This is a genomic window from Citrobacter freundii complex sp. CFNIH9 (assembly GCF_002903305.1).
Lineage (GTDB): Bacteria > Pseudomonadota > Gammaproteobacteria > Enterobacterales > Enterobacteriaceae > Citrobacter > Citrobacter portucalensis.
Genome location: NZ_CP026238.1, coordinates 301,758 through 327,287, shown reverse-complemented (window position 1 = coordinate 327,287; position 25,530 = coordinate 301,758). Strand labels below are relative to the sequence as shown.

At 52.8% G+C, this 25,530-nt stretch carries 20 protein-coding genes; 10 read left to right on the top strand and 10 right to left on the bottom strand.

Translation table 11 applies throughout. From position 1 onward, the window contains the following. Nucleotide 1: 1 nt before the first annotated feature. Nucleotides 2-982, top strand: a complete 981-nt coding sequence (locus C2U43_RS01610) for a transposase (protein WP_103284606.1) — start codon at nucleotides 2-4, stop codon at nucleotides 980-982. A gap of 176 nt (nucleotides 983-1,158) precedes the next feature. On the opposite strand, the gene rsmJ is transcribed toward C2U43_RS01610, so the two are convergent. Together rsmJ and prlC are read right to left on the bottom strand one after the other, a co-directional pair. Beyond that, nucleotides 1,159-1,908 (bottom strand): 16S rRNA (guanine(1516)-N(2))-methyltransferase RsmJ, encoded by a 750-nt coding sequence (gene rsmJ, locus C2U43_RS01600; protein ID WP_003827462.1) that lies wholly within the window; start codon nucleotides 1,906-1,908, stop codon nucleotides 1,159-1,161. Nucleotides 1,909-1,916: 8 nt separating this feature from the next. Next, the gene (prlC, locus tag C2U43_RS01595; RefSeq protein WP_103284605.1) at nucleotides 1,917-3,959 is read right to left on the bottom strand and encodes an oligopeptidase A; all 2,043 of its coding nucleotides are present in this window, start codon (nucleotides 3,957-3,959) and stop codon (nucleotides 1,917-1,919) included. Between the two features lie 208 nt (nucleotides 3,960-4,167). Here prlC and C2U43_RS01590 point away from each other — a divergent pair, with 208 nt between their 5' ends. Together C2U43_RS01590 and gorA are read left to right on the top strand one after the other, a co-directional pair. Next, the gene (locus tag C2U43_RS01590; RefSeq protein WP_003827459.1) at nucleotides 4,168-5,010 is read left to right on the top strand and encodes a 23S rRNA (adenine(2030)-N(6))-methyltransferase RlmJ; all 843 of its coding nucleotides are present in this window, start codon (nucleotides 4,168-4,170) and stop codon (nucleotides 5,008-5,010) included. Between the two features lie 104 nt (nucleotides 5,011-5,114). After that, nucleotides 5,115-6,467, top strand: a complete 1,353-nt coding sequence (gene gorA / locus C2U43_RS01585; protein ID WP_103284604.1) for a glutathione-disulfide reductase — start codon at nucleotides 5,115-5,117, stop codon at nucleotides 6,465-6,467. 42 nt (nucleotides 6,468-6,509) lie between these two features. Here gorA and C2U43_RS01580 read toward each other — a convergent pair whose 3' ends face one another. Then, nucleotides 6,510-7,904, bottom strand: coding sequence for a cytochrome-c peroxidase (locus C2U43_RS01580; RefSeq protein ID WP_103284603.1), 1,395 nt, complete (start codon nucleotides 7,902-7,904; stop codon nucleotides 6,510-6,512). A gap of 427 nt (nucleotides 7,905-8,331) precedes the next feature. Between C2U43_RS01580 and C2U43_RS01575 the strand changes: the two genes are divergently transcribed. Continuing rightward, complete coding sequence (locus C2U43_RS01575; RefSeq protein ID WP_003827453.1) at nucleotides 8,332-9,981, top strand: alpha,alpha-trehalase; 1,650 nt, start codon at nucleotides 8,332-8,334, stop codon at nucleotides 9,979-9,981. A 27-nt stretch (nucleotides 9,982-10,008) separates the two neighbouring features. Here the strand turns inward: C2U43_RS01575 and C2U43_RS01570 are convergent, their stop codons facing one another. After that, nucleotides 10,009-11,598 (bottom strand): STY4199 family HEPN domain-containing protein, encoded by a 1,590-nt coding sequence (locus tag C2U43_RS01570; RefSeq protein ID WP_060682917.1) that lies wholly within the window; start codon nucleotides 11,596-11,598, stop codon nucleotides 10,009-10,011. Nucleotides 11,599-11,765: 167 nt separating this feature from the next. Between C2U43_RS01570 and C2U43_RS01565 the strand changes: the two genes are divergently transcribed. Next, entirely contained in the window at nucleotides 11,766-12,305 is a 540-nt protein-coding gene (locus tag C2U43_RS01565; RefSeq protein ID WP_060682918.1) for a GNAT family N-acetyltransferase, read from the top strand. Nucleotides 12,306-12,391: 86 nt separating this feature from the next. Further along, complete coding sequence (locus C2U43_RS01560) at nucleotides 12,392-12,742, top strand: glycoside hydrolase family protein (RefSeq protein ID WP_103284602.1); 351 nt, start codon at nucleotides 12,392-12,394, stop codon at nucleotides 12,740-12,742. Between the two features lie 15 nt (nucleotides 12,743-12,757). Here C2U43_RS01560 and C2U43_RS01555 read toward each other — a convergent pair whose 3' ends face one another. Both C2U43_RS01555 and C2U43_RS01550 read right to left on the bottom strand, forming a co-directional pair. Further along, the gene (locus C2U43_RS01555; protein ID WP_003827446.1) at nucleotides 12,758-13,363 is read right to left on the bottom strand and encodes a helix-turn-helix transcriptional regulator; all 606 of its coding nucleotides are present in this window, start codon (nucleotides 13,361-13,363) and stop codon (nucleotides 12,758-12,760) included. A 371-nt stretch (nucleotides 13,364-13,734) separates the two neighbouring features. Continuing rightward, nucleotides 13,735-14,493 (bottom strand): SDR family NAD(P)-dependent oxidoreductase, encoded by a 759-nt coding sequence (locus tag C2U43_RS01550; RefSeq protein WP_032945309.1) that lies wholly within the window; start codon nucleotides 14,491-14,493, stop codon nucleotides 13,735-13,737. A gap of 119 nt (nucleotides 14,494-14,612) precedes the next feature. On the opposite strand from C2U43_RS01550, the gene C2U43_RS01545 reads away from it, so the two are divergent. From C2U43_RS01545 to C2U43_RS01535, 3 genes are all read left to right on the top strand, one after another. Beyond that, nucleotides 14,613-15,512 (top strand): LysR family transcriptional regulator, encoded by a 900-nt coding sequence (locus tag C2U43_RS01545; RefSeq protein ID WP_103284601.1) that lies wholly within the window; start codon nucleotides 14,613-14,615, stop codon nucleotides 15,510-15,512. A 71-nt stretch (nucleotides 15,513-15,583) separates the two neighbouring features. Next, a complete protein-coding gene (gene yhjD / locus C2U43_RS01540; RefSeq protein ID WP_032945313.1) occupies nucleotides 15,584-16,585 on the top strand; it encodes an inner membrane protein YhjD in 1,002 nt (333 codons plus the stop codon). A gap of 334 nt (nucleotides 16,586-16,919) precedes the next feature. After that, nucleotides 16,920-18,242, top strand: a complete 1,323-nt coding sequence (locus tag C2U43_RS01535) for an MFS transporter (protein ID WP_003023312.1) — start codon at nucleotides 16,920-16,922, stop codon at nucleotides 18,240-18,242. An 83-nt stretch (nucleotides 18,243-18,325) separates the two neighbouring features. Here C2U43_RS01535 and C2U43_RS01530 read toward each other — a convergent pair whose 3' ends face one another. Both C2U43_RS01530 and pdeH read right to left on the bottom strand, forming a co-directional pair. Beyond that, a complete protein-coding gene (locus C2U43_RS01530) occupies nucleotides 18,326-20,386 on the bottom strand; it encodes an AsmA family protein (RefSeq protein WP_103284600.1) in 2,061 nt (686 codons plus the stop codon). A gap of 78 nt (nucleotides 20,387-20,464) precedes the next feature. Further along, nucleotides 20,465-21,232 carry a cyclic-guanylate-specific phosphodiesterase gene (gene pdeH / locus C2U43_RS01525; protein ID WP_008786408.1) on the bottom strand — a complete coding sequence of 256 codons (768 nt, stop codon included), beginning with the start codon at nucleotides 21,230-21,232 and terminating at the stop codon, nucleotides 20,465-20,467. A 230-nt stretch (nucleotides 21,233-21,462) separates the two neighbouring features. Between pdeH and C2U43_RS01520 the strand changes: the two genes are divergently transcribed. Beyond that, the gene (locus tag C2U43_RS01520; protein ID WP_103284599.1) at nucleotides 21,463-22,392 is read left to right on the top strand and encodes a sugar kinase; all 930 of its coding nucleotides are present in this window, start codon (nucleotides 21,463-21,465) and stop codon (nucleotides 22,390-22,392) included. Nucleotides 22,393-22,491: 99 nt separating this feature from the next. Here the strand turns inward: C2U43_RS01520 and C2U43_RS01515 are convergent, their stop codons facing one another. Both C2U43_RS01515 and dctA read right to left on the bottom strand, forming a co-directional pair. Beyond that, complete coding sequence (locus tag C2U43_RS01515) at nucleotides 22,492-23,985, bottom strand: M16 family metallopeptidase (protein ID WP_032945317.1); 1,494 nt, start codon at nucleotides 23,983-23,985, stop codon at nucleotides 22,492-22,494. A gap of 221 nt (nucleotides 23,986-24,206) precedes the next feature. Next, a complete protein-coding gene (gene dctA / locus C2U43_RS01505; RefSeq protein WP_008786411.1) occupies nucleotides 24,207-25,493 on the bottom strand; it encodes a C4-dicarboxylate transporter DctC in 1,287 nt (428 codons plus the stop codon). Nucleotides 25,494-25,530 lie beyond the last annotated feature (37 nt).

Below are 25,530 nucleotides of genomic sequence, written 5' to 3'. Positions count from 1 at the left end.
TATGGAACAGGAACTTCATTTTATCGGTATTGACGTCTCTAAAGCCAAGCTGGATGTCGATGTGCTGCGTCCCGATGGCCGTCACCGCAGTAAAAAATTTGCGAACACCCTGAAGGGCCACAATGAACTCCTCCACTGGCTCAACAGCCATAACGTGGCGCCGGCGCATATCTGTATGGAAGCCACCAGTACGTATATGGAAGACGTGGCCGCCCATCTCAGTGATGCCGGATTCACCGTCTCCATCATCAATCCTGCCCTCGGCAAAGCCTTCGCACAGAGCGAGGGGCTGCGCAGCAAAACCGATGCCGTTGATGCCCGCATGCTGGCAGAGTTTTGCCGTCAGAAGCGCCCGGCAGTCTGGGAAGCTCCGCATCCGGTTGAACGGGCGTTACGGGCACTGGTGCTGCGCCATCAGTCACTGACGGATATGCGTACGCAGGAACTGAATCGCCTTGAGACAGCACGTGAGGTACAGCGTCCGAGTATCGACGCTCATCTGCTGTGGCTTCATGCCGAAATTAAACGCATCGAAAAGCAGATAAAGGACCTGACGGATGACGACCCGGACATGAAACACCGCAGGAAGCTGCTGGAAAGTATCCCGGGTATCGGGGAAAAGACGTCGGCGGTGCTGCTGGCTTATGTGGGACTGAAGGACAGGTTCAGTCAGGCGAGACAGTTCGCCGCCTTTGCCGGTCTGACACCGCGCCAGCATGAATCAGGCAGCAGCGTGAGGGGAATGAGTCGGATGAGTAAAAGCGGCCATGTATCCCTGCGCAGGGCTCTGTACATGCCAGCGATGGTGGCAATAAGTAAAACGGAATGGGGGCGGGCGTTCCGCGACCGTCTGGCAGGAAACAGTAAAAAAGGGAAAGTGATAATAGGCGCAATGATGCGCAAGCTGGCGCATGTGTCTTACGGGGTACTGAAATCAGGTGAGCCGTTCGATGCGTCGAGACATGGGGTGATAACAGCCTGAAGGGAAGATGAATCAGGAAAAAACAGCGCCTGACGGCGCTGTGACTGATCGTGCCTGCTATCCGTAACCGCGGAACCTGAAAAGGCTTGCAGGCGAAAACAGTATCTACAAACCACACGCTGCCGTAGGCCTGATAAGCGCAGCGCATCAGGCAGCACAGCGCACAGATCTACAAACTATGCTGTCCCAGCGTAGATATCAAACCGATGCCCTTTCGTGACTACCGCGTTCGGCGTGGCGACATCCGCCAGCGGCGGCGCGTAATCTGGGCGCTTCACCACCACACGTTTGGTGGCCAACTGACGCGCAGGCTCCAGCAGCCCATCCGCATCTAAATCCGGCCCCACCAATGACTGAAACACCCGCATCTCTTTTTTCACCAGCGCGCTTTTCTGCTTATGTGGAAACATCGGATCGAGGTACACCACCTGCGGGCGCGGCGTGATATCGGTTAACGCCGTCAGACTCGACGCATGGATCAGCTGTAAACGTTCCTGCAGCCACGGACCGATTTCCGGGTCGGCATAGCCGCGCGCCAGGCCATCATCAAGCAGCGCCGCCACTACCGGATTACGTTCCAGCATTCGTACGCGGCAGCCTACCGAGGCCAGTACAAACGCATCGCGCCCCAGCCCTGCGGTTGCATCGACCACATCCGGCAGGTAATCGCCTTTAATGCCAACCGCCTTCGCCACCGCTTCACCGCGTCCACCGCCAAATTTGCGCCGATGGGCCATCGCACCGCCCACGAAATCCACGAAGATACCGCCAAGTTTGGGTTCATCACGTTTGCGCAGTTCCAGATGTTCCGGCGTCATCACCAGCGCCATCAGGTTATCTTCATCGTGTTCCAGTCCCCAGCGGGCGGCAAGAACAGATAAGGCGCCGTCTCCGGCGCCTGTTTCATCTACTAAGCAGATTTTCACGTGAATAATCAGCCTTTGATCCCGTAATGCTCCAGCATTGCATCCAGCTGTGGCTCGCGGCCACGGAAGCGCTTGAACAGTTCCATCGGCTCTTCAGAACCGCCACGGGTGAGGATGTTATCGAGGAACGATTGTCCGGTCTGACGGTTGAAAATCCCTTCATCTTCGAAGCGAGAGAAGGCATCTGCCGCCAGTACGTCTGCCCACAGATAGCTGTAGTAACCCGCTGCGTAGCCACCAGCAAAAATGTGGCTGAAAGCATGCGGGAAGCGGCCCCATGTTGGGCCCGGCACCACGGCGACCTGTTTTTTAATTTCCGCCAGCGTCTCGAGGATTTTAGCCCCTTGCTGCGGGTTAAACTCCGCGTGCAGACGGAAATCAAACAGACCGAACTCCAGTTGACGCAGAATAAACAGCGCTGCCTGGTAGTTTTTCGCCGCCAGCATTTTATCCAGCAGTTCCTTCGGCAGCGGCTCACCGGTCTCAAAGTGACCAGAGATAAACGCCAACGCTTCCGGCTCCCAACACCAGTTCTCCATAAACTGGCTCGGCAGTTCGACCGCATCCCATGGCACACCGTTGATACCGGAAACGCCCGCGGTTTCGACACGGGTCAGCATATGGTGCAGACCATGGCCGAACTCGTGGAACAGGGTGATCACTTCATCGTGGGTAAACAGCGCAGGTTTACCGTTCACCGGACGGTTAAAGTTACAGGTCAGGTAAGCGACCGGCTTTTGCAATGTGCCGTCTGTCTTGCGCATCTGGCCGACACAGTCGTCCATCCACGCCCCACCGCGTTTGTGTTCACGGGCATACAGATCAAGATAGAAGCTGCCGCGCAGCTCGTTGTTTTCGTCGTACAGCTCGAAGAAACGAACTTCCGGATGCCAGACGTCAACATCGGTGCGCTCTTTGGCGGTGATGCCATAAATACGTTTAACCACTTCAAACAGACCGTTAACGGCTTTGTTTTCCGGGAAGTAAGGACGCAGCTGCTCGTCGCTGATGCTGTAGAGGTGCTGTTTTTGTTTCTCGCTGTAGTAAGCGATATCCCACGGCTGTAGCTCATCAACACCAAATTCCGCTTTCGCGAAGGCGCGCAGCTGAGCCAGCTCTTTCTCACCCTGCGGACGGGCACGTTTCGCCAGGTCAGTCAGGAAGTCGAGTACCTGCTGCGGGTTCTCCGCCATTTTGGTAGCCAGAGATTTAAAGGCGTAGCTCTCAAAGCCCAGCAGTTGTGCCAGTTCGTGGCGCAGCGCGAGGATCTCTTCCATTATCGGGCTGTTGTCCCATTTGCCCGCGTTTGGCCCCTGGTCAGATGCGCGCGTGGAGTATGCACGATACATCTCTTCACGCAGCCCCTGGTTATCACAGTAGGTCATCACCGGCAGGTAGCTTGGGATATCCAGGGTTAACAGATAGCCTTCCTGCTCTTTGGCTTCAGCCTGCGCTTTTGCGGCGGCCAGCGCGCTTTCCGGCATCCCGGCAAGTTCCGCTTCGTCGGCCACCAGCTTGGTCCAGCCCATCGTAGCATCGAGGACGTTATTGCTGTACAGGTTGCCGAGCTCAGACAGGCGGGTGGCAATCTCACCATAGCGCTGCTGTTTTTCCTTCGGCAGACCAATACCAGAAAGCTCAAAATCGCGCAGCGCGTTATCAACCGCTTTTTTCTGTGCGGTGTTCAGGGTGGCGTAATGATCGCCATCACGCAGGTCGCGGTACGCTTTGTACAGGCCTTCATGTTGTCCAACCCAGGTGCTGTATTCAGACAGCAGCGGCAGCGTTTGTTCGTAGGCTTCACGCAGTTCCGGGCTGTTTTTCACCGAATTCAGGTGACTAACCGGAGAGAAAATACGCCCCAGCACATCGTCGACTTCTGCCAACGGCTGGCAGAGATTTTCCCAGGTGTACGGCGCGCCCTGCGCAACCACTCGCTCAACGTTTTCACGGCAATCGTTCAGCGCCTTAGTGACGGCAGGCACAACGTGCTCTGGCTGAATTTTAGAAAACGGCGGCAGTTCGAAGGGAGTCAGCAATGGATTGGTCATTAGCGCGGTCCTGTTGAAAAGAGTGAATGAAGCGCGTATCCGGCGCTGTGCATATTAATTTGTACAATGGGGTTAAGTGTAGAGGATTTCAATGCTAACCGTGATGGAAAGACGCCCGGTGGCGCTGCGCTTACCGGGCCTACGGGTAATCTGTGCCGATCTGCTGTAAACTGTGGCAAATCGTCATTTCAGCGGAATTTCATTACCCATGCTCAGTTATCGCCACAGTTATCACGCAGGCAACCACGCCGACGTCCTTAAACACACCGTTCAGAGCCTGATCATTGAATCGCTCAAAGAGAAAGAAAAACCGTTTCTTTATCTGGACACCCATGCTGGTGCTGGCCGTTATCAGCTGAGCAGTGAGCATGCCGAACGCACCGGTGAATACCTGGAAGGGATCGCCCGTATCTGGCAGCAGGACGATTTGCCTGCCGAACTGGAACCCTACATTGGCGTAGTGCAGCACTTCAACCGTAGCGGTCAGCTGCGCTACTACCCGGGCTCTCCGTTAATTGCTCGCCAGCTGCTGCGCGAACAGGACAGTCTGCAATTAACTGAACTGCACCCGAGCGACTTCCCTCTGCTGCGCGGCGAATTCCAGAAAGATGAGCGCGCTCGCGTGGCCAAAGCCGATGGTTATCAGCAGCTGAAAGCAAAATTACCGCCGGTTTCCCGTCGTGGGTTGATCCTTATCGATCCACCCTACGAAATCAAAAGCGACTACCAGGCAGTAGTGACCGGTATTAACGAAGGCTACAAACGTTTCGCGACCGGCACCTATGCGTTGTGGTATCCAGTGGTTCTGCGCCAACAAATCAAGCGCATGATCCACGATCTCGAAGACACCGGCATCCGCAAGATTCTGCAAATTGAGCTGGCAGTACGCCCGGACAGCGATCAGCGCGGCATGACGGCATCCGGCATGATTGTGATTAACCCACCGTGGAAGCTGGAGCAGCAGATGAACAACGTCCTGCCGTGGTTGCACAGCAAACTGGTTCCGACAGGAACCGGGCATACTTCCGTAAGCTGGATAGTACCGGAGTAATCGCAGCCATCGGTGGAACCTTTTAATATCAGGTATACAATCGCGAATATTTTGGCGGATGGCGTAACGCTTCTCCGCCCTACAATGAACATAAAGGAGCGGTCATGACCAAGCACTATGATTACATCGCTATTGGCGGCGGCAGCGGCGGTATTGCCTCCATTAACCGTGCAGCAATGTACGGTCAAAAATGCGCACTGATTGAAGCCAAAGAGTTAGGCGGCACCTGCGTTAACGTTGGCTGCGTACCGAAGAAAGTGATGTGGCATGCCGCACAGGTCCGCGAAGCGATCCACATGTACGGTCCGGATTACGGTTTCGACACCACCATCAATAAGTTCGACTGGGATAAACTGATCGCCACGCGTACCGCTTATATCGATCGTATTCATACCTCGTACGACAACGTGCTGGGCAAAAATAATGTCGATGTGATCAAAGGCTTTGCGCGCTTCGTTGATGCAAAAACCGTTGAAGTGAATGGTGAAATCATCACTGCCGATCATATTTTGATTGCCACTGGTGGTCGCCCGAGTCGCCCGGCTGTCCCTGGCGCGGAATACGGTATTGATTCTAATGGTTTCTTTGAGCTGCCAGCGTTACCAGAACGCGTGGCTGTTGTTGGTGCAGGCTACATTGCCGTTGAGCTGGCTGGTGTGATTAACGGCCTGGGTGCCCAAACGCACCTGTTCGTACGCAAACACGCGCCGCTGCGTAGCTTTGACCCGATGATCGTCGACACGCTGGTTGAGGTAATGAACGCCGAAGGCCCGACTCTGCATACTCACGCGATTCCAAAAGCGGTTGTTAAAAACGCTGACGGCAGCCTGACCCTGCAACTGGAAGATGGTCGTAGCGAAACAGTAGACTGCCTGATTTGGGCGATTGGTCGTGAGCCAGAAACGGACAACTTCAATCTGGCTGTTACCGGCGTGAAAACCAACGAAAAAGGCTACATCGTCGTTGATAAATTCCAAAACACCAGCGTACCGGGGATTTATGCCGTTGGCGATAACACCGGTGCCGTTGAGCTGACGCCGGTTGCCGTTGCCGCGGGCCGTCGTCTGTCCGAGCGTCTGTTTAACAACAAGCCGGACGAGCATCTGGACTACAACAACATCCCGACCGTGGTCTTCAGCCACCCGCCGATTGGCACCGTGGGCTTGACCGAGCAGCAGGCTCGCGAACAGCACGGCGATGACCAGGTGAAAGTGTATAAATCATCATTTACCGCAATGTATACCGCTGTCACCACGCACCGTCAGCCATGCCGCATGAAGCTGGTTTGCGTCGGTCTGGAAGAGAAAATTGTCGGTATTCACGGTATTGGTTTTGGAATGGATGAAATGCTGCAAGGCTTCGCGGTCGCGCTGAAAATGGGCGCAACCAAGAAAGACTTTGATAACACCGTTGCGATTCACCCAACGGCGGCAGAAGAATTCGTTACCATGCGTTAAGCAATAAATAAACCGGATGGTGCTTTGCCATCCGGTTTTCTCTTATTTACCCTGCATATATGGCGTATACACGCCGTTTAAGCTTTCGAGGAACGCCACGATATCGTCGATATCTTCCTGCGGCAGTTCTTTACCCACCTGATAACGCAGCATCAGTTTTACCGCACCATCGAGCGTAGGCACATCACCGCGATGGAAATAAGGCGCGGTCAGCGCAACGTTACGCAAGCCCGGGACTTTTTGACGCAGCTTGTCACGTAATTCATTAGTGACGTTCATGCGGCCAATATCTGCGGCAGTGACCTCACCGAAATTAAAGTCCTTTTTCAACCCCAATGGCTCAAATGAGCGCCCGCCTAAAATAATACCGCCATGACAGGTCGCACACTTATTATCTTTAAACAATTGATAGCCATGTTTCTGTTGAGCAGTTAACGCCGCTTCATCGCCGCGTAGCCATTTATCAAACGGCGAATTTGGCGTAATTAGCGTTTTCTCAAACTCAGCAATCGCATCGGTAATATTATCCCCGCTGAATCCCTGCGGATAAACCGCGATAAACTCTTGCTTCAATTGCGGATCTTTATCCAGTTTCTGGATAATTTCATCCCAGGATTTAGACGCCATTTCGATAGGGTTCAGTGGCGGGCCGCCTGCCTGCGCCTGCAATGTTGGCGCACGACCATCCCAGAATTGTTCAACGTTGAAGACCGAGTTAAACACCGTCGGCGCATTAATCGGGCCAACAGCGCCGCCTACGCCGATCGACGTTTTCCGGCCATCCACGCCGCCTGCATTCAGGGCGTGGCAATGCGCGCAAGAAATCGTGCTGTCGCCGGAAATACGTGGGTCGTGGTAAAGCGTAAAGCCAAGCGCTACTTTGCGGGCATCGGTTGGGATGCTTTCCGGTATCGGTTGTACCGGTTCATTACGATGCTGCGCGGCGGTATCGTTACTGGCGTAATACTGCTCACGCTGTTTCGCAATCCAGCCCAGGATCTCGGCTCGCTCCTTATCGCTGACCTTCCCGGCCCAGTGCAGCGCGGTATATCGCGTTGGCGGCATGGTGTCGTACTGCATCACCCATTCAATTTTATTCAGGTCGCTTTGCGAAACGGGTTTATCTGCGACCAGCGCCGCACGAACGGCCTCAAGATTGAATGATTTGTATCCCAGTTGAATATCATAATTCATCAACTGCTTAGCGACAGGAAAAGAAGAATAGAAAGGTAATTCAGCTGAAGGCGTGTGACAATAATCGCATCCTTTTTCGCGTAAAAATCCTAATACCTTATTATTTTCTTCCAGCGTAGAGGCCTGAACATCAGCCTGTTTGCTACGTTGATTATCGTGATACCACACATAACCGGATAATCCAAAATAACAAATCACGATGCCAGCTATGGCAATCGCGGTAAGACGGGTAATGATTTTCATTATTTTACCCTCACCGTTGTGAGTTATTGTGACCCAGAAAAATTAGAATAATTAATGCATAGTCTTTGTCAGACCTGACCATCATAGGAAATAAGGGGATTACTATTTTGATAAGTATCAAGCAATTACATGGAGGAGAACTATCAATAGAATAGCCTGCGCCTATTATAGAGATAAGGCGTTACCTGTCTCTGTTCACACCTCGTTGCAATCGAATGCTCTGAAAATGGAATATATTCAGATCATGCAGAATTTTGAATTATCCATTATTTTCATTGGGATAGTCTGATTCTTTAAATTTTGCTCAGCATTAAAACGTGATCAACCGCACGCTTTACTCACCCGACACCGAAGCGAATGTCTACGCTTAACTGACGACCGGGCAATAGCCTTCATCTTTCAACGTCCATCGGAGGTCTTTCTCATTATGCTCAACCAGAAACTACCCCACGCCCCTTCTGAAGAAATGACGATCGACATCGATCTGCTTTATGAAATGGATCCGTGCGAGTTAAAGCTGGATGAAATGATTGAGGCGGAGCCTGAGCCGGAGATGATTGAAGGACTTCCCGCTTCAGATGCGTTAACCCCTGCCGATCGTTATCTCGAACTGTTCGAACACGTCCAGTCATCCAAACTGTTTGCGGATAGTAAAACCTTCCCAGATTGTGCGCCCAAAATGGACCCGCTCGACATTTTAATTCGCTATCGCAAGGTTAAACGCCATCGGGACTTCGATCTGCGACGCTTCGTCGAGAACCATTTCTGGCTCCCGGAAACGCCCTCCAGCGAATACGTTTCTGACCCGGAAAGTTCGCTGAAAGAGCATATCGATCAACTGTGGCCGGTGCTGACGCGCGAGCCGCAGGATCACATTCCCTGGTCCTCGCTGCTGGCGTTACCGCAGTCATACATTGTGCCAGGCGGGCGTTTTAGCGAAACCTACTACTGGGATTCCTACTTTACCATGCTGGGTCTGGCAGAGAGCGGCCGCGAAGATTTGCTGAAATGTATGGCAGATAACTTTGCCTGGATGATTGAAAACTATGGTCACATCCCGAACGGCAACCGTACTTACTATCTGAGTCGCTCACAGCCGCCCGTTTTTGCCCTGATGGTGGAGCTGTTTGAAGAAGATGGCGTACGCGGCGCGCGTCGTTACCTTGATCATCTAAAAATGGAGTACGCGTTCTGGATGGATGGCGCCGATTCCCTGGTACTCAACCAGGCCTACCGCCACGTGATCAGAATGTCGGACGGCTCTCTACTTAACCGCTATTGGGACGATCGTGATACGCCGCGCGATGAGTCATGGCTTGAAGACGTCGAGACCGCCAAGCATTCGGGTCGCCCGCCCAATGAAGTGTATCGGGATTTACGCGCGGGCGCGGCTTCTGGCTGGGATTATTCATCGCGCTGGCTGCGCGACGCAGGCCGCCTTGCCAGCATACGCACCACGCAGTTCATCCCAATTGACCTGAACGCATTCCTCTACAAGCTGGAAAGCACTATCGCCAATATTTCCGCGCTGAAAGGTGACAAAGAAACGGAAGCGCTGTTTCGCCAGAAAGCCAGCGATCGTCGTGATGCGGTAAACCGCTATCTCTGGGACGATGAAAACGGCTGCTATCGCGATTACGACTGGCGGCGCGAACAAATGGCCCTGTTTTCTGCCGCCAGTATTGTGCCGCTGTATGTCGGTATGGCAACGCATGAACAAGCCGATCGGCTTGCTAACGCAGTTCGCAGTCGCCTGCTCACGCCCGGTGGCATTTTAGCCACGGAGCATGAAACCGGTGAGCAATGGGATAAACCCAACGGCTGGGCGCCGCTGCAGTGGATGGCGATCCAGGGCTTCAAACTGTACGGTGACGACCATCTCGGGGATGAAATTGCCCGTAACTGGCTGAAAACGGTGAATCTCTTTTATCAGGAACACCACAAACTTATCGAAAAATACCACATAGCCGACGCCGCGCCGCGCGAAGGCGGCGGAGGGGAATATCCGTTGCAGGACGGCTTTGGCTGGACCAATGGCGTGGTGCGCCGACTCATCGGTTTGTATGGCGAACCCTAGCAGCTGACGGTCTGAGTCATCAGGCTTTCAGTTAATCGCATCGTACAGCTCGGCGTGAATTTTCTGCCATTTCTTGTTCTCAGGGCTTGGCTGGGCGCGAACACGCAGCTCGGCCTGCTCAAGATCATATTGCTGACGCGCAACGACCGCAGGCACGGAACAAAAACTTTGCAGATAACTTTTATGCAGCGAAGTGAGCGATGCCCCATTCGACATCGCATGGCTGAGCGTAGTCATAAACTGTCGGCATGGTTTGCTTTCATCCATCTGCGAAGGGTAACGCAGCAGCAGTCTCAACACCTCTGTATTGCCCGCCGAAAACGCCTGCTCCGTCCACGCCAGCTTCCAGTCCATCCCGCCCTGCAGGAACAGTGACGTCACGCGGGTGTCATTGCGATCGATAGCCGCACGCATGTTAAAGGCATCCCAGGTGATGCCCATTCGGGTCACCGCCTCCCGTGCGCTGGGGGCATCGCGTCGCGGTTCCTCCTGCACAATTTCAACGGATTGTCCGGAAGACGACTGTGGCGCCGGCGAAGTGAATAACCAGAACGCACCCAGCGAAATCGCCAGCACCATCACGCCGACCGCTACCCACAACATGCCGGAAATCAGCTGTTCACGTTCTTCCGCCGTGCGCTTGGCCCGCTTTTCCGGCGGATCAATACTGTCTGCGATTTCATGCTTATCGCCTCCCGCTTGCTCGTCTTTTTGCTTTGCTGTTTCCCAAAACTGGCGGACCATGGCCTCATCAGATTCCAGATACGACGCAGGATTAATGCGCGTACGCCGTTCTTCAAATGCCCGTTGCACAGGATGAGTTATCTGTCGGTACTGGTAGTCCAGCAACATCAGTTGTACCGACGTCAGCGGCTGCTGCGCGATAACGCAGTTACGAGCCAGGCGGCAATCATCCAAAAACATGCGTAGCGTGATACGCGGCTCAACAAATGACATGAGCACTGAGGTATCGTTAAAAATCTGCGTAAAGTGGCGAACGAATAATTTCTTATCGACGACCATCAGCGCCAGCTCGCTAAACATCATACCGTCCAGCGCATCTCGTCCTTCGCCCAACTTTAGCCAGCGACGCAGACGTTCACCACCAAAGTGCTGTTTCAGAAAGCTGTTGAGAGGATGTTGATCCGGCCATACCCGTGCAATCAGAGATTTGAGGGTTAATTCTATTGCGCGAAGTTGACGCTGCGCCCGCATCTGAGCATCCGGCTCCACAGGTGCAATTTCGGTTTGATACTTCAGGATGGGCTGTTGCTGGCGTAATTGTTCCAGAGAAGCCACAAAGCGCAGCGCTGAAATCAGCTGGTTTTCACTGACGTCCTGGCCATTTTCATATTGGGGTACACTCTGTTGAAGATGACGTAGCCGCAGAGTGAACTGGCTCAATTGCGCATCATTCATCTGCAACCGTCTGGCGACAGCCCCCCAGCCGCCCAGATTCAGTCGTGCCTGATCCAGTTGCTCGAGAAACCACCGTGGGTCTTTGCCTTCTGCGGCATGTACGCCTAGCAGCAGTAATATTTCTACCGACGCCTGGCGGATAATCCCCAGACAATGTTCAAAGGGTGTACATGTCGCTTGTAACGCGCTATTGGTCATCATCTTCCCTAAAAGGACCCAAAACGTGCGGCCTCACAATGGTATGTAATTATCTTTTTTAAACGCAACGTTGTGCCGATGTAGACTAGAACACATTCATATAGCAAATAAATAAGTTTTACAGTGACTTCCGCACAATCATTGAAAATTATTCTGGAGATAAGCCTGTGCCTGTACTGCAAACATCACGTCTGCTCTGCCGCCCACTGACAGAAAATGACTGGACGTTCTTCTTAACGCTACAGCAGAACCCAGATGTGATGCGTTTTGTCGCTGACGCACGTACTGAAGAGGAAATACGGACAGCCTTCGACTCCCGCCTGCCTGAATGGTTTCCCGGCAGCCCGCACTGGCTATGTTTGCTCCTGTGCGATAAGACATCGGGAGCACCGCTTGGCGTGACAGGATACATTCAGGAGAGCAATGAGTGTGCCGAGGTTGGCTTTCTGCTCGCCCCAGAGGCGCAGGGTAAAGGGTATGGCGTTGAATCTCTGCATGCCGTGTGTGAATACGCATTTGCCAGCGGCGGTCTGCGGCGACTGACCGCCTGTGTCACCGCAGGAAACGAAGCCTCACGGCGTCTGTTGGAAAAGGTCGGGTTCATTCATGAAGGCACGCTACGCGCAAGCTACTGGCTACATCATACCTGGCACGATGACTGGATTTTTGGTCTGTTAAAACAGGAATATCAGCCGCCCACGGCATAGGTCGTTTTGCGGTAAATACTGGCTGTCAGGCAACTAGCGTAACGGCGTGTTTTTTTTAGAATAGGTCTCTTTGCACAGAGACTATTATGCCGCTGCGTTCGACGCATTTCACGCCCGCTTGTATTGCATTTATTAAGCAATGGCAGGGCCTGTCGCTGGAAAAGTATCAGGACAAAAAAGGCATCTGGGTCATTGGCTACGGACACGAAATCACCGCCAATGAATCCTTTGATACCCCAATTACGGTGATGCAGGCAGAAACATTGCTGCTCGCAGATATGAGGATCTGCGAGGCATTCATTCATAAGGAAATGACGCAAATAAAAGACAGGTTTCAGCTGGAAGCATTAATTACGTGGATATTCAGTGTGGGAATTACCCAATTTTGCGCTAAAAATATCTGGCCGGCGTTTATTTCACAGCCAGAAATATTCTGACTGTGAAATATGTTCCTAGTAAATGGTGTTGTTTAACATCATTGCCGCCTGCGTACGGTTTTTTACCTCCAGGCGCTGGTACAACGATTCAAGATGGGCTTTTACCGTTCCGGTACTGATATTTAACAGTCGACCAATTTGTTTATTAGATTCTCCGGCGGCCAGCATGGTCAAAATCTCCCGCTGACGCGCGCTGAGCAATCTGATATTTTGCCCACCGCTTTCGGTAGCGGTTATGCAGTCTCTGGGGATAAACATCATACCCATCGCGACGCTATTGAGGGCCAGCGTAAAGGTTTCCGCGTCAGAATCGCGCGGAACAATGGCCAGCACGTTCAGTTTAGTGACCTCTTGCAGCCATTTTTTACGGCAGTCCGTTGCGGTCACCAGCACCTTCACCATCGCAAAGCGCTCTGCTATCTGTTGCAGCAAGCTACAGCAGAACTCAGCATCAAGGTCGCCATCCAATATAACTAATGCCTCGGGTTTATCTTCCAGCGTCAGCCAAAGTTCATCTGCCTGACTGACACCCTGAACATCCACTCCTGGAATACGTTGCTGCAAACTTACATTCATTCCATGAATAAATATTGACTGCCTGTCAAACATTACTACCTGCATTATTTATCTCCATCCGAATAGGATATTAGCCTTAACATGCGGAAGGGTATTACCCATAGGGTAAAATAAGAAGTCACCATTTGGCGGGGGGCCATTTTACCGATAGATGGGGAAGAAAGAAGCAGAAGTTATGAATAGTTACAGCTCAACCCGAAGGATCATACAAAGGAACAAAAACAGGTTCGAAAATTAGGGAAAGTCTTAATATTCGACGCTCATGATAAGACAATGAATATTAATTAATATGATTTTATATTTTTAGCTAAAAATAAGATATCTACGACAATGGATAAATCTGTTACAAAATACAATCTAGCATTAAGTGCTTATTCAACGCATGCCGTGACCTGTTGAATAAGCACCTTATGGGTTTACAGGAACATTCCGCCGGATACCTCGATACGCTGTGCCGTCATCCAGGCCAGTTCATCGCTAAGCAGCGCAGCAATGGCATCGCCGATATCATCCGGCAAACCAACGCGTCCCAGCGCCGTTTGCGATGCAATGTACGCATTCAATTGCGCATTATCCCGCACATTTCCGCCGCTAAAATCCGTTTCTATTGCGCCTGGCGCAATAATATTCGCCGTTATGCCGCGCTCTCCCAGCTCTTTTGCCTGATAACGGGTTAACACTTCCATCGCACCTTTCATGGCTGCGTATGCGCTGTAACCCGGTAGCGCAAAGCGGGCAAGCCCGGTCGAGACATTGAGGATGCGACCACCTTTATTCATCAGCGGTAGCAGGCTCTGCGTCAGGAAAAAGGGGCCCTTAAAATGGATGTTCAAAAGTTGGTCAAATTGCGCTTCAGTAAATGCCGGATACGGTGCGTTAATGCCGATTCCGGCATTGTTCAATAAATAATCAAACACGTTACTTTGCCACTGCGTTTGTAACGTTCCCTGCACCTGTTGAACAAACTGAGGGAATGTAGAAATATCACCGACATTCAACGGTAATGCCGCCGCTTTACCGCCAGATTGGCGTATTTCATCCACAACCTGCTGCGCTTCTTTTTCATTGCTGTTCCACGTCAGGATAATACCGATTCCTTTACTCGCTAGCTTCAGCGCCGCGTTTTTACCGAGTCCACGGCCGCCGCCAGTCACCAATGCGATACGTTGCGTCATAAGAAACCTCATTTCAGGTGTTGTGAAGATTGAGACAAAGCTTATTAGGTGATAGAAGAACAATAAATACTGCTAACTGCGCATTACTGTTTCATTTAGAACAACAATAGGGCATGAGAATGGATAAAATTCACGCAATGCAGTTGTTCATCCGCGTCGCAGAACTGGAGAGCTTTTCGCGTGCCGCAGACACCCTCGGACTTCCTAAAGGTAGCGTATCGCGCCAGATCCAGGCTCTGGAAAATCATCTGGGCACGCAGTTGTTGCACCGCACAACACGCCGCGTTCAGCTCACGCAAGACGGCATGATCTATTACGAACGCGCGAAAGATCTGTTGAGTAATCTGGATGAGCTGGATGGGTTGTTCCATCACGATCCGTCCAGCATCAGCGGCAAGCTGCGCGTTGATATGCCGGTCGGTGTAGCAAGAAACCTGGTGATGCCCCGCTTACCGAGCTTTTTGCATCAGTATCCAGGCCTGGAACTCGAACTCAGCAGCAGCGACCGTCTGGTGGATTTGATCCGCGAAGGTTTCGACTGTGTGGTACGCGTGGGTACGCTGAAAGATTCAGGGCTGATTGCGCGCCCACTGGGGAAACTCACGCAGATTAACTGCGCCAGCCCGCAATACCTCGCCCGCTTTGGTTACCCGGAAAATCTGGAGGATCTTGCCTCGCATGCAGTGGTGCATTACTCGATCAATTTGGGAACGCGTGCGCAAGGTTTCGAAGTGGCGACAGAAAACGGCACGCAATGGGTTAAAACCGGCGGCATGCTAACGGTAAACAGTACCGAAACCTATCACGCGGCATGCCTTGCCGGTCTGGGCATTATTCAGGTGCCGCGCGTTGGCGTGCGTGATGCCCTGCGCGCCGGTACGCTGGTCGAAGTGTTGCCGCAATATCGCGCCGAGCCAATGCCAGTCTCTTTGCTTTATCCGCATCGGCGCAACCTCTCCCGCCGGGTACATCTGTTTATGGAATGGCTGACTGGCGTGATGAAAGACTATGTGGATTAGTCCATTTTTCAGGATGCGCCCCTGAGCAGGCTATAATGTCATGAGTGAACAAAATAAGGACAACCGATCGGATGACGCAGGAACAAGACGCAAAACACCCTACGCCAGAACATAAACCAGCCTCCGCCGCGCCGGAGAAAAACGCTAAAGCGAACCAGGCGCTGAAAACCGCTCTGACCTTCGCCGATAAAATTCAACGCCAGCCCATCATCGCCCATCTTATTCGTGCCGCAGAGCGGTTTAACGATCGTATGGGAAATCAGTTTGGCGCCGCCATTACCTACTTCTCGTTTCTGTCGATGATCCCAATCCTGATGGTGTCGTTTGCCGCCGCGGGTTTTATTCTCGCTTCGCACCCTACGCTGTTGCAGGATATCTTCAGCAAGATTCTGCTGAACGTCAGCGATCCGACACTCGCCTCTACGCTGAAAAACACCATCAATACCGCCGTTCAGCAGCGTACGACCGTAGGTTTGGTTGGGCTGGGTATCGCGCTCTATTCCGGCATTAACTGGATGGGGAACCTGCGCGAAGCGATTCGTGCCCAGTCGCGGGATGTTTGGGAACGTACGCCGCAGGATCAGGAAAAAATTTGGGTCAAATATCTGCGTGATTTTGTTTCCTTGATTGGCTTACTGGTTGCACTGATTGTTACTCTGTCCATTACCTCTATCGCCGGTTCCGCCCAGCAGATGATTATCTCTGCGCTGTATCTCGACGGTATCGAATGGCTGAAGCCCGCCTGGCGACTGATCGGCCTGACCATCTCTATTTTCGCCAACTACCTGCTGTTCTTCTGGATTTTTTGGCGGCTACCGCGTCACCGACCGCGTAAGAAAGCGCTCATACGCGGTACCTTTATCGCGGCGCTGGGGTTTGAAGTCATCAAAATGATCATGACGTATACGCTGCCATCACTGGTGCAGTCGCCGTCGGGCGCGGCATTTGGTTCCGTGCTTGGACTGATGGCGTTCTTCTACTTCTTCGCTCGTCTGACCCTGTTTTGCGCAGCCTGGATTGCCACGGCGGAATACAAAGACGACCCGCGTATGCCGGGGAAAACACACCGCTAATCTTTGTTAACTGGCCGGATGGCGCTGCGCTTATCTGGCCTACGGGAGAGTTTTGTAGGCCGGATAAGCGTAGCGCCATCCGGCAATTATAATGCCGCCTGCTCTCACTGATTTAGTGAATAAATCCAACCCGTAACTTTTATTTAACCAAAAACCAGTTTTATCATCCAAGTTTTAAATTGTGTGAAGCATTTCATGGAAGTGAAATCTCAAGCCTAAAAATTATCCCCTTTTTGCTCCATTTTTGACCGATCTCAAAGTTTGTTACAGATTGAAATGTCTCTTTTGCTGTGCGTAATATGACCTTTCGTTCGGCCAAAAATAAGAAAATATTATGCAAGCAACAGCCACAACACTCGACAACGAACAGGAACACACCCCGGTCAACTCGCGCAATAAAGTTGTCGTCGCCTCGCTCATTGGCACCGCCATTGAGTTCTTCGACTTCTATATTTACGCCACCGCCGCGGTGATCGTGTTCCCGCATATCTTCTTCCCGCAGGGGGATCCGACCGCGGCTACGCTACAGTCCCTCGCCACTTTTGCTATCGCCTTTGTGGCCCGACCAATCGGTTCCGCGGTGTTCGGACATTTCGGCGATCGCGTCGGCCGTAAAGTCACACTGGTTGCTTCACTGCTTACCATGGGGATCTCGACAGTCGTCATTGGCCTGCTGCCGGGCTATGAAACTATCGGCATTTTCGCCCCACTGCTGCTGGCGCTGGCGCGTTTTGGTCAGGGTTTAGGTCTGGGCGGTGAATGGGGCGGCGCAGCGTTGCTGGCGACGGAAAACGCACCACCGCGCAAACGCGCGCTGTACGGATCATTTCCGCAGCTGGGCGCGCCTATCGGTTTCTTCTTCGCCAACGGTACCTTTCTGCTGCTCTCCTGGCTGCTGACCGACGAACAGTTCATGAGCTGGGGCTGGCGCGTACCGTTTATCTTCTCCGCGGTGCTGGTGATTATCGGTCTGTACGTCCGCGTTTCGCTGCATGAATCCCCGGTTTTCGCCAAAGTAGCCGCGGCGAAAAAACAGGTGAAAATCCCGCTAGGTACTCTACTGACAAAACATGTTCGCGTGACGATCCTCGGCACGTTCATCATGCTGGCGACCTATACGCTGTTCTATATCATGACCGTCTATTCGATGACGTTCAGTACCGCCGCAGCGCCTGTAGGGCTTGGCCTGCCGCGTAATGAAGTGTTGTGGATGCTGATGATGGCGGTCATTGGTTTTGGCGTCATGGTGCCGGTGGCGGGCCTGCTGGCCGATGCGTTTGGTCGCCGCAAGAGCATGCTCATCATCACCACGCTGATCATTCTGTTTGCGCTGTTTGCCTTTAAACCGCTGCTCGGCTCTGGCAATCCGGTGCTGGTGTTCGCCTTCCTGTTGCTGGGCTTAAGCCTGATGGGTCTGACATTTGGCCCGATGGGCGCACTGCTGCCGGAGCTGTTCCCGACCGAAGTGCGCTACACGGGGGCGTCGTTCTCATACAACGTTTCGTCGATTCTCGGCGCATCGGTTGCCCCATACATCGCTGCATGGTTGCAGGCGAATTATGGTCTGGCGGCTGTTGGTACGTATCTGGCATCGATGGCGGCATTGACGCTGATTGCACTGCTGTTGACCCACGAAACCCGCCATCAGTCGTTGTAATTCTTTTGCCGGATGCGGTGTAACCACCTTATCCGGCCTACGTTGAGCATGAAATCCAGGCCGGATAAACATCCGGCCAGACATCACTTCTTCATCTGCGACAGGATCGTCCGGCACTGATTCGCGTCACCCTCTGACGGCGAAATCAGCGCCAACAAGGCTGCCGCGGGAGTAACTAACGTGGCTAATGCGGCAGCAACCGCACCGCGCGCAATCAGCGGTCCGGCCTTCACGCCAGCCCGCGGATTCTTAAATGTGCCGCGAACATACAGCGGCGAACGCAGAGTAATAATACGAATCCCTTTGCTCTCCGGATCGATGGTTAAATCAAGTTGCTCCGACGCAAAGCTTGCCGTACCAGTGACATTGATGACTGCGTTTTCCGTGTCGAAAGCAAAAATCTGCGGACGCGCCACGCCGTTAACAATATCCAGATTCGCCGCCGCGCAGTTCACCCGCACTTCGTCATCACCAAATATCTGCCCGACAAGATAGTTCCCCAGATTCAAGCCCACAATTTCCATCAGATTCCGGCTGATCAAGCCGTCATTCATCAGCAGTTTCAGGTTGCCATTGCTGTTACCCAGCAGCGCCGCTACCGAGTTTCCACTTCCGCTAAACCGGGCGTCCCCGTTCATTTCACCGAGCGTTTTCTGCATCAGTTCCACATCGGGCATCAGCGCTTTTAGCTTCAGCCGCCGCGCCTGAATATCCGCCTGCCCCCGCATCGGCTTTTTATCCCCTTCCAGATGGATGCTGGAGACAATGCTGCCTCCCGCAAGACCAAATTTCAGCGGTTGCAGGCGCAGGTCAGCATTTTTCAGGATGATATGAGTGGAGAGATCGCTGATCGGCAGGCTACTGCCATGCTCAATACGCCGTCCTATGAAACGCACGTCAGCGTCCATCACGTTCCATTTATCGGTTTCAAAACGGTCATACGGCAAGACCTTGTCCGCAGGCTGAACGCTCTTCTCACCTTTGCGCTGTTCAGATTGTTTTGCCCGTTCCGCCCCTTTGCCTGAATCCACCCCGATCAGCGGCCCCAAATCGGCCAGCCTCAGCTGGCGTGATTCCACATCACCCTTCAGCATGGGTCGCGGCTTACCGGTGGTGTAGGCCAGCGTTCCGTGAATATCGCTGTCGCCAATACGGCCATTGAAATCGCGATAATCAAAAACAGAGGATTTTTCCGGGTCAATTTTCGCCACCAGACGTCCGTCGGTTTCAAACGGCGGCGTATCCGGGAGCAGTACGCCGGTCAAATCGTACAAATCCCCTAGCGAATCTCCCGAGAATTTAAGCCGCAGATCCGCCCCGCCCATATTCATCGGATCGTTTATCGTGCCGATAAACGCTACGCGCGTATTGCCCGAACGGAAATCAGCCTGAATCGGGAAAGGCGTATCTTCGCCACGCAGCGCCAGCATTCCGCCTATTTTTCCGCTACCGCTTAGCGGTTCGCCGTTATATCGTCCTTGCGCTTTCAGCCCAAACACGTAGTCCTCGACGCGGGCGTTGCTCTCTTTACCTTTTGCGCCGGTCACTTCGCTAAAGGGTAACGGTTTACCCAGCGGATCGACCAGGATCTCAATCTCCGACTTCGTCACCTTATCGTTAATGGCGATACGTCCCTGGTCGAACAGAATGTTATCCAGCCGGAAAGACCATGCTGATGGCGGCGCATCAGGATCGCGGTTTTCGTCCCCAGCTAAGTTAAAGGTCCAGTTATTGTTTTTCTCCGACAGGCGGATCAGCCGCGCATCGGGTTTGACCAGCTTGACCCACGGGAGCCAGACGGTTTTTGTCAGCAGTGCCAGCGGGGCGAGCGTAGCTTCAACACGCGGCAGATGCACCATGGTGACGTCGGGAATGTCCGGCGGGTTGCCGAGGATGATATCTTCAGCATGAACATGCGGCCAAGGAACCCAGCTACGCCAGCCAGTTTCCTGCTTCTGGCGTTCCCAAACCACGCCCAGGTCACCCCGTATAGCAAAGGGCCGGTTGAGTTCTGTAGAGACTTTCTGGTTGATGGTCGGTTTGAGCCGGTTCCAGTCAAATGTCGCAATCACAATGATGAGTACGACGATCAACAACAAGAAAACCCCTATTACTGAAGTGGTTATTTTACCTGTTCTCGTCATGTCTAACCTCCTTACTTCCTTCCTTGCCTGTCCTAAAGATAGTCCAGCAGGATAAAAAGGAGGTGCACTACGCCCTCATCAAAGCGACAGGATCACCTCTTCAAGCGTATCCAGAGGCACTGGACGAGAGAGAAAATAGCCTTGCGCAGCGAAAGCTGGTGAGTTTTGCACATCGCGCCACTCTTCCAGCGTTTCAACGCCTTCGACAATGACACCGCGGCAATAGCGGTTCATGAGCTGCAATAGTAGTGTGAAGAGATTACGTCCCTCCGGCGTCTTGCGCAGCATGACGAACAGATCCCGCGCCACTTTGATATAGTCATAACTCACTTCACTAAGCGCCGAGAAGTTCGCCATTCCGGTACCAAAGTCATCCAGCCAGAGCGGGCCGAACTCGCACATTGAGGCGAACGACGACCCCTTCGGCAAGCGGATATGTTCCACCAGCTCAAAACGCAGCCACGGCAGGCCTTCAATGATTTTCAGGATTTCGGGATCCTGACGCATCGCAATGAGTGTTGGTCCATCGACATTCACTGAAGCCAGCAGGTTGTTGGCTCTGAAAAAGCCCCCTTTCAGCTCAAGCTGCAGAAGTTGCTCTTTCACAACATCAACACGATGCCGTACAGCCACTTCAGCAAAATAGCGGTCTGGTGCAATACGTTGGGAAGGGTTATCAGGATGGCTCACGACGGTCAGCAGTTCAACGGCCATCAGCCGTCCGTTGGTCTGGTAAATTGGCTGGTAGGTGTAAGCACGCTCGCACTGCAGCCAATAGCGTCTTTCCAGCAAGCTTTCAATACTCGCATCGGGCGTAATGAGCTGCTGGGTAACCTGCTTTATCATCTGAGATGTCCTGTAAATAAGAGTGTGACTGACCGGACTCGTCAAAGGTTATCGGCGCTCAGACGAAGAACTTTACGTTCAGCTGTGCGCAAAAATAAAAACTAAGCGGCAAAAACAACGCAGAACACGTGCTGGCTCAAAAAAATAATGGAACGATGTTTTAATATAGTTGACCACTTAACACCCACAGCGCACACTAACGCTAATTTTTTTCAGAGCAGGTTACGACTATGTCCAGAAAGATTGCCGTGATTGGCGAATGCATGATTGAGCTGTCACAGAAAGGCGCAGACGTTCAGCGCGGATTCGGTGGCGACACGTTGAATACATCCGTTTATATCGCCCGTCAGGTCGATGCGGCGGCACTTTCCGTACACTATGTGACTGCACTGGGTACCGACAGTTTTAGCCAACAAATGCTGGAGTCCTGGCAGGGTGAAAACGTAGACACTTCATTAACCCAGCGCATGGAAAACCGCCTGCCAGGTCTCTACTACATTGAGACCGACAGCACTGGCGAGCGCACCTTCTATTACTGGCGTAATGAAGCCGCCGCAAAATTCTGGCTGGAGAGCGAGCAGTCTGCCGCGATTTGCGAAGAACTGGCGACATTTGACTACTTGTATCTGAGCGGAATCAGCCTGGCGATTTTAAGCCCGGCAAGCCGTGACAAGCTGCTGTCATTGCTGCGTGAATGCCGTGCCAACGGCGGAAAGGTCATTTTTGACAATAACTACCGCCCACGTCTGTGGAGCAGCAAAGAAGAAACCCAGCAGGTGTATCAGCAGATGCTGGAATGCACCAATATCGCATTCCTGACGCTGGACGATGAAGACGCACTGTGGGGTGAAAAACCCGTTGCCGAGGTGATTGCCCGTACTCACGCAGCTGGCGTTCAGGAAGTGGTAGTGAAGCGCGGCGCAGACTCTTGCCTGGTTTCCATTGCAGGCGAAGTACTGATCGACGTTCCGGCCGTTAAATTGCCGAAAGAGAAAGTGATCGATACCACTGCGGCCGGAGACTCCTTCAGCGCCGGGTATCTGGCGGTCCGTCTGACCGGTGGCGATGCCGCCGAAGCCGCAAAACGCGGCCACCTGACGGCAAGCACCGTCATTCAGCATCGTGGGGCGATTATCCCCCGCGACGCCATGCCGCAATAATTTATTGTTCCTGTAGGCCGGATAAGGCGTTAACGCCGCATCCGGCACTGGGTAAGCCGGGAGCGCTTCACTTGCCCGGCTTACAGGTTACGATATCCTTTACTGTACAGGCGGGATATCCGTCACTTCAGGGTGTGATTCATCCGTTTCAACAGACGTTGCCGCTGCGGTAACGGGCGCCATAATGCTATCCCACGTCGCCTGCAGATCCTTCATATTGAATTCAGGTTCACCCTTCGGCTGCAGCAGAATTAACGCCATATCTTGCGACAGCTGCTGACGCAGGTCCTGATTCAGCATCTCAACGCTCAGGCTGTTGAGGAAGCTCTGGCGTAAACGCTGGTACTGTTCAGGCGCAATATCCACCACCTGATTTTGCAGCGAGCGCAAACGCTGGCTGATCAAAATATCGGTATCGGTACGACCATAGGTGGCAAACAGCTTCTGCAGTTCCAGATTCTTTTGCGCTACCAGCGCATTGAACTCTTCTTCCGGCAGTCCCTTATCACGCACTTTCGCCAGCTCACGCGCAACCGTACCCAGATTGGCGTTCAGCTTATCGTTCGGCGACTCAACGTTAATCGCGCACTGCGCGCGCAGGAACAGCACCCGGCAGTCAAATCCGAGGCCAATGTCTTTGGCATTGTTTTTGGTTAGCTCTTGCTGAATGTGCCAGAACAGCGCCTCACGAGCTAAATCAGCGCGCCAGTAACGTAACAGCGCGGCAGATTCACGGATCGGCTGCCACGGCGTATCCCACATAATAGACAGGCGATCCTGGCGTACCGCATCGGTCATAATACTCACGGCTTCTGCTCGCAGCGGAGAGAGCGTGGGAACCGGTGCAGGCGTTTCGCGTTTTCCTTTTAACTCGCCAAAGGTTTTATTGATTTGCTCAGCTACGCTGCGTGCATCAACGTTACCGACGATGATCAGCGTCATCGCGTCCGGGGTATACCATTTCTGGTAGAAAGACTGAATTTTCGACGCGTCTACCGGCGTTTTCAGCGGATCGGCGGGATCGTGCCCCAGCAGGGTCGATCCCTTCAGACGGTAACGCCACCACCCTTCTTTGGTATCTGACGGCCAGGTTGCAACCATGTCTTCGCTATTCAGCGCATGATTGACCGTTTCAGAGGTGATGCTCAGTTTACCGGAGATATTTGCCAGATAAGAAAGTGACTCTTTCAGTAGGTCGTTACGGCTGTTAGGCAGACTGAGGTTATACAGCGTTGAATCATAGGAAACGATAACCGGCGGCATGGGACGTTTGGGATCGAACCCCTGCTGCCACAGTGAACGGGCTTGCGTGGCATCGAGGCCACCGCTTTGCGTCAGCGCGATACGCGGGATCGCATGGCTGAAACCACTCTGTTGCGCACTTTCGGTGAGTGAACCGGTATTGACCAGCAAGCGAACCTCAATACGGTCGCTCGGACGCTGGGGAGTGGCTAACACTTGCCACTGTAAACCATTTGCCAGCGTGCCCTGTTGCCACGCTGGATCAGGCTGGAGCGCATCTGCCTGCACATAGCCGGCAGTGGCCATCATCAGCAAGCCGCCCGCTAAAAGTCGAATTTTTGTGCCCTGCATGTGAACCCCTGATCAACTATCCTGGAAATAAAAAGACAGCCCTCGAAAGGACTCTCTGAATATGACGTTAAAAACACTTCGTGTTAGACCGCGAGAACATAAAAATGTCACGGAAGAAGTGAAAAAATCCCGAGCCGCCGAATCGACGGTTTCAGGCACAGGGGGTAATTATGCGCAAACGCCCGCAGTCCTGGAAGGGACTACGGGCATAAGTGACGAGATTAAGAGGATAAATCGTGCGTTTTGCCATCCGGCGCACGATTATTCAGCGTGTCATCCAGCTTTTTGGTATCCAATTCTTTCACCCATTTAGCCACAACGACAGTTGCAACACCGTTACCAATCAGGTTGGTCAGCGCACGGGCTTCAGACATGAAGCGGTCAATACCAAGAATCAGTGCCAGGCCAGCAACCGGTAAATGACCCACCGCAGAGATAGTCGCGGCCAGAACAATGAAGCCACTCCCGGTTACACCCGCTGCACCTTTTGAGGAGAGCAGGAGCACCACCAACAGGGTTATCTGATGGAAGATATCCATGTGGCTGTTGGTCGCCTGAGCGATAAACACCGCCGCCATAGTCAGATAGATTGATGTCCCATCAAGGTTAAACGAGTAGCCCGTGGGTATAACCAATCCGACAACCGACTTCCGACAGCCCAGTTTTTCCATCTTATCGAGCATACGCGGCAGCGCAGACTCGGAAGAAGAAGTACCCAGAACGATCAGCAGCTCTTCTCGGATATAGCGGATGAATTTAAAGATACTGAAGCCGGTTGCGCGCGCAATTGAACCCAGCACCAGCACCACAAACAGAATACAGGTGATGTAGAAGCAGATGATTAGCTGACCCAGTTGCACCAGCGTTCCGACGCCATATTTACCGATGGTAAAGGCCATAGCACCGAAAGCACCGATAGGCGCCAGGCGCATGATCATATTGATGATGCCGAAAATAACCTGTGAGAAACTTTCAATCACGTTGAAAATCATCTGGCCCTTGCTGCCCAGACGATGCAGCGCAAAACCAAACATTACTGCAAACAGCAATACCTGCAGGATGTTACCGCTGGCAAACGCGCCAATGACGCTCGCCGGGATAATATCCATCAGGAAACCTACGATCCCCTGGTCTTTTGCCTGTTCGGCGTAAATCGCAACCGCTTTGGCATCCAGCGTCGCCGGATCGACGTTCATCCCGGCACCGGGTTGCACCACGTTAACAATGATAAGACCGATGATCAGCGCAATCGTACTGACCACTTCAAAATAAAGCAGTGCAACCGCACCGGTGCGGCCTACGGCTTTCATACTTTCCATGCCTGCAATGCCGGTAACGACAGTACAGAAGATGACAGGTGCGATGACCATCTTGATGAGCTTAACGAAGGCATCACCAAGCGGTTTCATTTGGGCGCCTAATTCAGGGTAGTAATGGCCAAGGAGAATACCAATGGCAATCGCTGTCAGGACCTGAAAGTAAAGGCTTTTGAATATAGAGGTTTTCATAGGGTGTCCTTAAAGTAAAAACCACAGGTCTTGTAAG